Below are 11,050 nucleotides of genomic sequence, written 5' to 3'. Positions count from 1 at the left end.
TGCTCCTTGGCGAGCAGCAGGAGCAGGGGGAGGTACTCGCCGAGGCGCTGCTGCTCGCCCAGGAGCAGGTAAGCGGGGCGGAGCGGGCGCTGGAAGAAGCGCGCCTTCGCCGGGAGCAGCAGCAGGCGGCCTGCCAGCGGTTGCAACTGGAGCAGCAGAACCAGCGCCAGCTCATCACGCTGCGCGAGCAGGAGCTGGCCCGTCTCGGCCTGGAGCTGGCGGAACTCAAGGAGCCAGAGGCCGCTCCGAGTCAGGATCTGTCGCCCCTGCTGGTCGAACAGCGCAATCTTGAGGCGCAGCAACTGGCCTGTCACCAACGGCTCGCAGAGCTGGATCGTCAGCTGACCGAGCTGGAGCAGGCCAGAAGCGCCGATCACAAGCAGCTGGTGAAAATTCAGGAGAAGCTGGCGACTCTGCGGCTCGAGCGCGAGCGCAACCTGACGCGCCGGCAGGGACTGCACGAGCAGTTCGAAGAGCTGGGCGTGCGCCTGGTGGACCTCGATCAGGCTGTGCTGATTGCCGCTGATCGCGGCAAGCTGCGCCAGGAGATCCAGACGCTGGAGGCGCAGGTGGAGGCGCTTGGCGCCATCAACCTGGCGGCACTGGAGGAGTATGAGGAGGCGAAAACCCGTTCAAGCTACCTGGAAAATCAGTGCCAGGATCTGGAACAGGCCCTCGACACCTTGAGCCAAGCCATTAAAAGAATTGATAAAGAAACACAAATACGCTTCCGCGACACTTTCGATAAGGTCAATGAAGATTTAAAATCCCTGTTCCCAAAAGTGTTCGGGGGGGGCAGTGCCTGGCTTGAGCTGACCTCGGATGATCTTTTGGAGGCCGGAGTGAGCATCATGGCAAGACCTCCGGGCAAGAAGAATGCTACCATTGCCCTGCTTTCCGGGGGGGAGAAGGCGCTAACCGCCCTTGCGCTGGTTTTTGCCATCTTCAGACTCAATCCAGCACCATTTTGTCTGCTGGATGAGGTGGATGCACCGCTCGATGAAGTGAACGTCGGTCGCTTCTGTTCTCTTGTCAAAGAGATGTCGAGCACAGTACAGTTCGTTTACATCAGTCATAATAAGGTCTCCATGGAGATGGCCGAGCAGCTGGTTGGCGTCACGATGCAAGAGCCCGGGGTTTCGCGCATAGTGTCGGTCGATATCGGTGAAGCCGTCGCTTTGGCTGAGCAAAACTAGAAAGAGAAGCAGCTAATGCAGGAATTGCGTTACATCTTGGTTGCCCTGGGCGGTATTGCCATCGCGGCATTGCTCATTCACGGGTTGTGGAGCAACAGAAAGAATCGTCAGGCACCGATCAAGGAGAAACCCCTGGGTCGGATGGAGTCCAAGTCCCGTGAGCGTGACAACGACGCCTTCGACAGCGATGGCATCGGTCAGGTGCGTGTGGTGAGCGGTGGCCGTCGTGCCGAGCCCAAACTGCGCAGCGACGAGGCCCGTCAGCCCGAACCCCGCCGTGTCGCCCCCGTTCCCGCCTTCGATGATGAAGATGACGACGCCGATCTGCCGCCTCCCGTGGTGCGCAAGCCTGCCGCTCGCCCTGTCCCCCCTCAGCCTGTGTATGAGGAAGAAGAGGACTATGACGAGCCGGTTGCCGCCCCTGTTGAAGAGGCCCCTGCCGCGCCGGTGCGCAAACCTGCACAGGTGATCCGCCGTACCCCGGTACACCGTTCCCGTCCGCAGCGCGAGCCCATGATGCAGCCGCTGGACGAAGAGCCGCTGGTGGAGCCGGCCTATGCTCAGGCGCCGACCTTCGGTGCACGCGAGCCGGCACCGGTTGCCCAGCAGGCTCCCCGCTACGCCCAGCCGGCTTATGAAGAGCCCGCTTACGATGACGAGCCAGCCTATGAAGAGCCGGTTCACGCAGCCGAGCCAGAACCCGCTCCGGCCCCGGTCGAGAAGATCTGGCAGGATGTCTATGTCATCAACCTGATGGCCCGTCCCGGCCACGATCTGCAAGGTGCGACCCTGCTCTCTTCCCTGCTGGCGTTGGGCTTCAAGTTTGGCGAGATGGACATCTTCCACCGTCACGAAGATCTGGGCGGCAAGGGTGAAGTGCTCTTCTCCATGATCAACATGGTCAAGCCGGGTACCTTCAACCCCTATCGCATGGAGCAGTTCAGCACCCCGGGTGTGTCCCTCTTCATGCAACTGCCCCTTCGCAGCAATGCCGCCTTCGCCTTCGAGCACATGTTGCAGGCCGCGGATCAGCTGGCGAGCGATCTCGATGCCATGCTGACCGACGCCTCGCGCAGTCCCCTCAGCGACGACGACATCGCCCGCTACCGTCACGAGTTGGCGGCCTACGAGGCCAGCCGCGACTGATGCGCCATGGGGCTTGAACAATGAAAAGTGCGGTACCCCGGTGCCGCATTTTTGTTTCTGCCCCAGACTGAATGTTCCATCACACTTCGAGACTTTTTCATGAGCGATATCCTCTCCCGCCACCGTCAACTGTGTGAGCTGCTGACCGAGTACGGCCATCAGTACTATGTGCTGGACAACCCCACGGTGCCGGACGCCGAATACGATCGCCTGATGCGCGAGCTCATCGCGCTGGAGGCCGAGCATCCCGAGCTGAAAACCCCGGCCTCGCCGAGCGTGCGGGTGGGGGGCCAGCCGCTGACCGCCTTCAAGCAGGTACGCCACGAGATCCCCATGCTGAGTCTGGACAACGTCTTCAGCAGCGAGGAGTTGCAGGCGTTCGAGCAACGCATGGGTGATCGCCTCAAGCGGGAGGTGACTTTCACCTTCTGTTGCGAGCCCAAGCTCGACGGTCTGGCGGTGAGCCTGCTCTACGTGGATGGCCAGCTGGTACAGGCCGCCACTCGCGGGGACGGCACCACGGGGGAGGAGATCACCGAGAACGTGCGCACCATCAAGGCCATTCCCCTGACTCTGCGCGGCCAGGGGTGGCCGGCGCGGCTGGAGGTGCGTGGGGAGGTCTTCATGCCCAAGGCGGGGTTCGAGGCGATGAACCGCGATGCGCTGGCGGCGGGGGAGAAGGTGTTCGTCAACCCGCGCAACGCCGCTGCCGGCAGCCTGCGCCAGCTCGATTCACGCATCACCGCCAGCCGCCCCCTCAGCTTCTATGCCTACGGCGTGGGAGTCGGTGGCGACGAGCTGGGGGATTCCCACTTCGGTCGCCTCAATCAGCTCAAGGCCTGGGGTCTGCCGCTCAGCCCCGAGGTGAAGCTGAAAGAGGGTGCCGCCGGCTGTCAGGCGTTTCACGACGACATTCTGGCGCGCCGTGGGGATCTCCCCTACGAGATCGACGGCGTGGTCTACAAGGTGGATGACATCGCCCTGCAAGGGGAGCTCGGTTTCGTTGCCCGCGCGCCGCGCTGGGCCACTGCCCACAAGTTCCCGGCAGAAGAGGAGATGACGGCGCTTGAGAACGTCGAGTTCCAGGTGGGCCGCACCGGTGCCATCACCCCGGTGGCCAAGCTCAAGCCGGTGTTTGTCGGCGGCGTCACCGTGTCCAACGCCACCTTGCATAATGCGGACGAGATCGCGCGCCTTGGCGTGATGATCGGCGACACCGTGATCGTGCGCCGGGCGGGGGACGTGATCCCTCAGGTCGTGGCTGTGGTGGAGGCGCAGCGCCCGGCGGATGCCCGCGCGATCCTCTTCCCGACCGAGTGCCCGGTGTGCGGCTCGGCGGTGGAGCGGCTGGAAGGGGAGGCCGTGGCCCGCTGTTCCGGCGGTCTCTTCTGCGAGGCCCAGCGGGCGGCCGCCATCAAGCACTTCGCGGCGCGTCGCGCCATGGATGTGGATGGCCTTGGCGACAAGATAGTGGAGCAACTGGTGGACAAGGGGCTGGTGAAGACCCCGGCGGACCTGTTCAGCCTCAACGCCATCCAGCTGGCCGGGCTTGAGCGGATGGGGCAAAAATCGGCCCTCAACCTGGTGGCCGCCATCGATGCCGCCCGCAGCACCACCCTGCCCCGCTTCCTGTTTGCCCTGGGGATCCGCGAAGTAGGAGAGGCGACCGCCTTGAACCTCGCCAACCACTTCCTCACCCTGGATGCCCTGCGCGCCGCCTCGGTGGAGCAGTTGCTGGAGGTGCCTGACGTGGGAGACATAGTGGCCAAGCACGTCTACTACTTCCTGCGCCAGCCCCACAACATCGAGGTGCTCGACGCCCTGCTGGCCGCCGGTATCCACTGGCCGGCCATCGAGAAGAAAGAGATAAGCGATCAGCCCTTTGCCGGCAAGACCTTCGTGCTGACCGGCACCCTCACCGCCTTGTCCCGCAACGACGCCAAGGCGGCGCTGCAGGCCCTGGGGGCCAAGGTGGCGGGCTCCGTGTCGGCCAAGACCGACGTGCTGGTGGCGGGGGAGGCGGCAGGCTCCAAGCTCGCCAAGGCCCAGGAGCTGGGGATCACCATCTGGACCGAAGCCGAGTTGCAGGCGGCCATTCAGCCCTGAGGATGCACGTTTGAGCAGACAAACCCGGCCCATTGGCCGGGTTTGTCGTTGGTGGGCTCACTCGACGTAACTCACCTTGTCCTGCCAGGCATCGGGAGCCGTCAGGTGCCAGCGTGCCAGTTCGCTCTTGCTGAACAGATATTCCCCGCGGGATGCGGCGCGGGGGGAGAGGGCGCCGGGCGCCGTGCCCGAGAGGATGGCATTGGCCAGTTCGGCGGCTCTCTCTCCCTGACTGTGGCCGTCGAGCACCAGGCCGCCGATGGCGGCTCCCCTGCCCACCGCAAAGGCCCAGAAGCAGAACAGTGGCACCGGGCTGTTGGCGCTGGTCCATGCCAGCACCTGTTGCTCGCTCACATGCTGGCCCTGCGCGTCGGTGAGAGTGTGGTAGAGGCCGAGGAAGAGCGCCTGATAGCCGTTTTTTCGGCTGGCGAGCACTGCCTCCTGCCAGCGTCCGTAGTCGGTGAACTGGCGGCTGCTGACCCGGATCTGGCCGATCGTCAGCTCGCCTCGCCCCTTGAACTCGTGGGCGACGGCGGTGCGGGACACCTCGCTTTCGTCAAACAGCACCAGGGCGCGCTCCAGTCCTCCCATCAACTGACTCATCTCGCTGATGCTGCGCTTGAGCAGGGGGCGTTCCAGTACGCCGGTGATCAGGGGGTGGCCGACCAGCCCCTTGGGGCGCGGATTCTCGTTCATCCCGAGAAACACCACGGGCGTTCCCCGGGCGGCGATGGGTCGGGCGAGGGCGTTGATGGCGTTGTCATCCCCCAGGATCACCAGCGCCGGCTGGTGGGCCCGGTAAGCGGCCATTCCCTTGGCGAGCAGTTCGTCACGGGTCTGGCCGGGCTGGCGCTTGGTGTCCAGATAGAGATAGCCGAGGTGATGCGCCTGCTTGAGGTGCTGCTCGAGGCCGGCACTGTAGCTCTGATCCCACTGGTTGCTCTGGTGATAGCTGCTGATCACCAGGATATCGGCGGCCAGCAGCGGGAGGGGGAGGAGGGAGAGCAGGAGCAAGACCTTGGTCACGTGTGTTTTCCGCAAGGGAGAGACTGTTCCCCAGTATGTGCTCTCCCGCTCTCTGGCGCCTCGGTCAATTGTTGTCGGAAGGCGTGCCCCTCTCTTTTTATCCCTTGCCGGGCGGGAGCCCGCATCCCGTCTGGGGTGAGCAAAAAGAGCGCCTTTTGGCGCTGGTCGTGAACTGCCCCACTCCTTCCAAAACCTGTTCTGGATCAAGAAACAGGGTACCGCTTTGGTGCCTAATAGACCCCACATATAGGGGTGAGCATAAAAAAAACACCCATATATAGTGTCATAAAGCTGTGCATAAGTGGTCGCCCTCTCAGTGTCAGCCCAGGTGTTTCAAGCCTTGGCGGACCTTGTTTGCGCCGGGGACGGGCGTGGAGAAGGGGACTCAACGAGGGTGAGCCGAGGGTGGCCACCAGGTCTTTCAATACGGGGAAAATCGATGAAACCGGTAGTGATCAAACGCGATGGATGTCGTGCACCATTCAATGGCCAACTGATCCGCGATGCGGTCAGCCGGGCGGCGGCCGCGGTCAATCAGGCCAGTCCGGCGCTGGCAGAGCGCATTGCCGCCGCCGTCAGCCAGGAGCTGGAGGGGCGAGGGGAGGTAGACATCCACGAGATCCAGAACCGGGTCGAGAACCACCTGATGGCCTCCGACGACAAGGCCATCGCCCGTGCCTACATCGAATACCGTCACGACCGGGATCAGGCCCGCGAGGCCCGGGGTCGCCTGGCCCAGGAGATCCGCGGCCTGGTGGAGCAGACCAACGCGGCCCTGCTCAACGAGAACGCCAACAAGGACTCCAAGGTGATTCCGACCCAGCGTGACCTGCTGGCGGGCATCGTCGCCAAGCATTACGCCATCAGTCACATGCTGCCCCGTGACGTGGTGCAGGCCCATGAGAGCGGCGACCTGCACTTCCACGATCTCGACTACTCCCCCTTCTTCCCCATGTTCAACTGCATGCTGATCGATCTGCAGGGGATGCTGACCCACGGCTTCAAGATGGGCAACGCGGAGATAGACACTCCCAAATCCATCAGCACCGCCACCGCGGTGACCGCCCAGATCATCGCCCAGGTGGCGAGCCACATCTATGGCGGCACCACCATCAACCGCATCGACGAAGTGCTGGCACCCTATGTGACCATCAGCTGGCACAAGCACCGGGAGGTGGCCGAGGAGTGGGGGATCCAGGACGTGGATGCCTATGCCATGGCCCGCACCGAGAAGGAGTGCCACGACGCCTTCCAGTCCCTCGAATACGAGGTCAATACCCTGCACACCGCCAACGGTCAGACGCCGTTCGTCACCTTCGGCTTTGGCCTGGGTGACAGCTGGGAATCGCGCCTCATCCAGCGCGCCATCCTTGGCAACCGCATCGCCGGCCTTGGCAAGAACAGGAAGACCGCCGTCTTCCCGAAACTGGTGTTCGCCATCAAGGATGGCCTGAACCACAAGCAGGGGGATCCCAACTACGACATCAAGCAGCTGGCGCTGGAGTGCGCCTCCAAGCGGATGTACCCGGACATCCTCAACCACGACCAGGTGGTCAAGGTGACCGGCTCCTTCAAGACCCCCATGGGGTGCCGCTCCTTCCTCGGTGCCTACGAAGAGAATGGCGAGCTGGTCCACGAGGGGCGCAACAACTTGGGGGTCGTGAGCCTCAACTTGCCGCGCATTGCCCTGAAATCCCGCGATGAAGCGGACTTCTGGGACAAGCTGGACGCCGCCCTGCGGGTGGCCAAGACAGCGCTCATGTACCGCATCAAGCGCCTGGACGGGGTCAAGGCCCGGGTCGCGCCCATCCTCTACATGGAGGGGGCCTGCGGGGTGCGCCTCAAGGCCGATGACAACATCAGCGAGATCTTCAAACATGGCCGCGCCTCCATTTCGCTGGGTTACATCGGGGTACACGAGACCATCAACGCCCTCTATGGCACCGACGTCCACCTGTTCGACAGCGAGACCCTGCGCCAGAAGGCCATCGCCATCATCGCGCGGCTCAAGGCGGCCACCGACGAGTGGAAGGAGGAGACCGGCTACGGCTTCAGCCTCTACTCCACCCCGAGCGAGAACCTCTGCACCCGTTTCTGCCGCATCGATGCCAAGGAGTTTGGCGTGGTGGCCGGGGTGACCGACAAGGGCTACTACACCAACAGTTTCCACCTGGACGTGGAGAAGCAGGTGAACCCCTACGACAAGCTGGACTTCGAGGCGCCCTATCCGCCCATCGCCAGCGGCGGCTTCATCTGCTACGGCGAGTACCCCAACATCCAGCACAACCTGGAGGCGCTGGAGAATGTCTGGGACTACAGCTATGACAAGGTGCCCTATTACGGCACCAACACCCCCATCGACGAGTGTTACGACTGCGGCTTCACCGGCGAGTTCGAGTGCACCTCCAAGGGCTTCACCTGCCCGCGTTGCGGCAACCACGACCCGGCCAAGGTGTCGGTGACCCGCCGGGTGTGCGGCTATCTCGGCAGCCCGGATGCGCGCCCCTTCAACGCGGGCAAGCAGGAAGAGGTGAAGCGCCGCGTCAAGCATATGTAAGCGAGCAGACCCCACCCCAGCCCTCCCCTTGGCAGGGGAGGGGGCAAAAAAGAAGCTCCTCCCCCTTTCGAAGGGGGAGGTTGGGAGGGGGTTGGCCGTTAACCCAGAGAACTCGAATGCACTACCACCAGTACTACCCGGTCGATGTGATCAACGGCCCCGGCACCCGCGCCACCCTGTTCGTGTCGGGTTGCGAGCACCAGTGTCCCGGCTGCTACAACCAGAGCACCTGGCGGCTCGATGGGGGCAAGCCGTTCGATGAGGCGATGAGCGATCGCATCATTCACGATCTCAACGACAGCCGCATCAAGCGGCGCGGACTGTCGCTCTCCGGCGGCGATCCGCTCCACCCCGCCAACGTGCCGCATGTGCTGGCGCTGGTGAAGCGGGTGCGGGCCGAGTGCCCCGGCAAGGACATCTGGTGCTGGACCGGCTATCTGCTGGCCGATCTCAGCCCGGCCCAGCGGGAGCTGGTGGCCTTGCTGGACGTGCTGGTGGATGGCAGGTTCGAGAAGGCCCTGGCGGATCCCGGTCTGCTCTGGCGCGGCAGCAGCAACCAGATGGTTCACGACCTCAACGCCTGGCGGAAAGGAGGAGAGCGGATCCCCTGTCTGGTTTGCAGTTGAGGCCTTGGGTGTTTATGGTTAGGCCAACCCCAAGCGCTGTTTACACGAGGAATCCCGATGAACAATCTGCTCAAGATCCTGCTGGCCATCTTTCTCCCCCCGGTCTGCGCCTTTATCCAGGTAGGCTTCAGCCTCCATTTCCTCATCAACATAGTGCTGACCCTGCTGGGCGGTCTGCCCGGCATGGTCCATGCCCTCTGGCTGGTGGTAAGCGACAAGCGCGCCTGAGCCGTGAGAGATCACAAGGCCAGCCCTCCGGGGTTGGCTTTTTTTTGCCTGCCAGATGGGGGCTTCCCGGATGAGCCCCTTTGACTGACACTGGCGCGTCGCTCATGGAGTCGAGCGATACAACGAAGAGGGAATGTCGAGTGCGAGTGAAAGGATTGTTGTTGTGGGCCGCCCTGGCCCTGCTCGGGGGCTGTGCCAGCCCCACCGCCAAGCTGAATCAGCCTCCGGTGGATGTCACCTGGGAAACGCTGCCCGAATACTGGGTGCTGGTGGGGGATGCCATCACTTTTAACCCGGTCGGGGGGCTGCCGGCGAAGAGGCCGGTCAAGGGGTATGTGACCCTTCGCTACCTCATCGATTCCAATGGCACGCTGTTCAGCCCAGAGGTACTGGAGTCCCAGCACCCCGGCGTACTGGATCTCATCGCCATCTCCGGGCTGGCGCAGCTGCGCTACCGGCCATCGGAGCAGAATCTGCAAGCCATTCCGGCTCGGGTTGTGGCCCGATTTGAAGTGGAAGTGAAATGACAAACACCCCGGCCAGGCCGGGGTGTTTCGTGTGGGCTCTGTGCCATGACGGCGCGGATCACTGCTCCTTGCAATCGTTGTAACGGCTCTGCCACTCCCCGGCGTCATCGCGCATCTCGACGAACCCCTCCTTGCCCTTGTTCCACCAGACCACCTCGTGATCGTCGGTATAGCGGGCGCCGGAGGCGGAAACCGCCTGGGGCAGGGTGTAATCCTTGCCATCGGGGAGGGAGAGCTTGACGAAGTTCAGGCTCTCGTCCGAGAGGGAGAAGTAGCGAACCTGCACTTTCTGGTTCTGTTCACACAGATAGGTGACGGGATCGCCGCCGGTCACTCCCAGCTTGCCGCTACCCAGATCGCAGCCGCCGAGCAGGGTGATGGCGCCCGCCCCCAGTAGAAAGAGCCTGGCGTGTTTCATGTTTGATCCTCACAACGGTGTCATATGGCCTTGAGCCTAACAGGATGAGGCACAACTGCAACCTCATGGCAGGAGCCCTGCGTCGGGATGCGTCCGTCTCCCTCTGGTCCGTGGGGCAGGCAAAAAAACGCCCCGGCAGGCAAGCGGGGCGAAAGGGAGCCGTCCAATGGCTGCAGAAAAGGGTCAGTGGCCGAACCGTGTCGCCTCGAAGCGATTGAGCAGCCGGTGGATGAGGTAGCAGGCGAGCAGGGTGACCACGATGGCAAAGAGGATGCTGCTCACCCGATAGAGGGCGCTGAACACCAGGTCGTTGCCCGGGGTCAGGTACTGGCCGAACAGGATGCCGAGGGTGGTGAGGGCACCGAAGCCGACTCCGGAGCCGCTCGACTCCTTCACATGGGCATAGCTGAACAGCATGGCGCCGAGCCAGAGCACCGGGGTCACCAGCAGCAGCAAGCCGGACCAGTCATAGAGCACCAGCTGCCCCAGGATGCCGAAACTCACCCCCAGCAGGGTGCCCATGGCCCGCTTGCGGGCATAGTCCAGGGCGCCGTTCCAGTGCATGGGGAAGAGCAGCAGCAGGGTGGTGGCCTGGGCGGACATGGAGTCGCGCAGATCGAAGATCTGGAACACCAGGAACGAGAGGGTCGCGATGGACGCCCCCAGCAGGGCTTCGTGGCGCATCCGGTGCGGCGCCTTGGGGGAGGGGGCCGGCCTGGGGCGCTCCTCCACGTCCGGAATGAGGGCCGTCATCAGATAGGCGATGAGCACCGACAGGACGCTGGCCCAGAGATTGCTGAAGATGAGGTCGTTCAGATCAATCCCGGGGTAGCTGGCAAAGTGCAGCATGATGCTGAGGCTGAGCACCCCGTTGGCACCGAACAGGAACAGGCTGCCCCGGGACATGGCGGCGAAACGGTAGAGGAAGAGCAAAAAGACCAGGGGGGTCATGAGCCCAGGGTGGCCGCCGAACAGGCCGCCGAGCAGCCCCACTTCCAGACCGCACATGGCGGCGGAGGCGATGAGCTGGCGGGCGGCGTGACCGTTCATCACCGGCACCAGGCCGAGCAGCAGCACCGGGGTGACGGTGAAGAAGACCCCGTTGCTCCAGCCGAAGATCTTGCACAGCACAAACCCCAGGGTGCAGCCAAAGGCGATGCGCAGACACTGGCGCAGTTCGTTGGGGGTGAGGGGTCTGTGCCACAGGTTCATGGTCGTCA

At 63.5% G+C, this 11,050-nt stretch carries 10 protein-coding genes; 7 read left to right on the top strand and 3 right to left on the bottom strand.

The window, feature by feature from the left end; genetic code table 11:
* The 3 genes from BN1120_RS02860 to ligA form a co-directional block, all read left to right on the top strand.
* Positions 1-1,196, top strand: a 1,196-nt coding sequence (locus BN1120_RS02860; protein ID WP_042014649.1) for a chromosome segregation protein SMC, incomplete at its 5' end; no start/stop codon positions are given.
* A 15-nt stretch (positions 1,197-1,211) separates the two neighbouring features.
* Positions 1,212-2,342: a cell division protein ZipA gene (gene zipA / locus BN1120_RS02855; RefSeq protein WP_039039273.1), complete on the top strand. Its 1,131-nt coding sequence runs from the start codon at positions 1,212-1,214 to the stop codon at positions 2,340-2,342.
* Between the two features lie 99 nt (positions 2,343-2,441).
* Positions 2,442-4,448 carry an NAD-dependent DNA ligase LigA gene (gene ligA, locus BN1120_RS02850; RefSeq protein WP_042014648.1) on the top strand — a complete coding sequence of 669 codons (2,007 nt, stop codon included), beginning with the start codon at positions 2,442-2,444 and terminating at the stop codon, positions 4,446-4,448.
* A gap of 57 nt (positions 4,449-4,505) precedes the next feature.
* Here ligA and BN1120_RS02845 read toward each other — a convergent pair whose 3' ends face one another.
* Positions 4,506-5,474: an ABC transporter substrate-binding protein gene (locus BN1120_RS02845; protein ID WP_042014646.1), complete on the bottom strand. Its 969-nt coding sequence runs from the start codon at positions 5,472-5,474 to the stop codon at positions 4,506-4,508.
* 439 nt (positions 5,475-5,913) lie between these two features.
* Here BN1120_RS02845 and nrdD point away from each other — a divergent pair, with 439 nt between their 5' ends.
* The 4 genes from nrdD to BN1120_RS02825 all read left to right on the top strand — a co-directional run bounded on the left by nrdD (position 5,914) and on the right by BN1120_RS02825 (position 9,412).
* Positions 5,914-8,031, top strand: a complete 2,118-nt coding sequence (nrdD, locus tag BN1120_RS02840) for an anaerobic ribonucleoside-triphosphate reductase (protein WP_041214709.1) — start codon at positions 5,914-5,916, stop codon at positions 8,029-8,031.
* Positions 8,032-8,147: 116 nt separating this feature from the next.
* Positions 8,148-8,657 carry an anaerobic ribonucleoside-triphosphate reductase-activating protein gene (gene nrdG / locus BN1120_RS02835; RefSeq protein ID WP_010673453.1) on the top strand — a complete coding sequence of 170 codons (510 nt, stop codon included), beginning with the start codon at positions 8,148-8,150 and terminating at the stop codon, positions 8,655-8,657.
* Between the two features lie 57 nt (positions 8,658-8,714).
* Complete coding sequence (locus BN1120_RS20535; RefSeq protein WP_010673454.1) at positions 8,715-8,885, top strand: YqaE/Pmp3 family membrane protein; 171 nt, start codon at positions 8,715-8,717, stop codon at positions 8,883-8,885.
* Positions 8,886-9,025: 140 nt separating this feature from the next.
* A complete protein-coding gene (locus tag BN1120_RS02825; RefSeq protein ID WP_042014644.1) occupies positions 9,026-9,412 on the top strand; it encodes an energy transducer TonB in 387 nt (128 codons plus the stop codon).
* Positions 9,413-9,470: 58 nt separating this feature from the next.
* Here BN1120_RS02825 and BN1120_RS02820 read toward each other — a convergent pair whose 3' ends face one another.
* Together BN1120_RS02820 and BN1120_RS02815 are read right to left on the bottom strand one after the other, a co-directional pair.
* Positions 9,471-9,830 carry an MliC family protein gene (locus BN1120_RS02820; protein WP_042014642.1) on the bottom strand — a complete coding sequence of 120 codons (360 nt, stop codon included), beginning with the start codon at positions 9,828-9,830 and terminating at the stop codon, positions 9,471-9,473.
* A gap of 183 nt (positions 9,831-10,013) precedes the next feature.
* Positions 10,014-11,042 carry a DUF2955 domain-containing protein gene (locus BN1120_RS02815; RefSeq protein WP_042014640.1) on the bottom strand — a complete coding sequence of 343 codons (1,029 nt, stop codon included), beginning with the start codon at positions 11,040-11,042 and terminating at the stop codon, positions 10,014-10,016.
* Between the last annotated feature and the right edge of the window lie 8 nt (positions 11,043-11,050).

Source organism: Aeromonas caviae (assembly GCF_000819785.1).
Classification (GTDB): Bacteria; Pseudomonadota; Gammaproteobacteria; order Enterobacterales; family Aeromonadaceae; genus Aeromonas; species Aeromonas caviae.
Note: the sequence above shows the minus strand (reverse complement) of the source record. Positions and strands in the feature narration are given on the sequence as shown.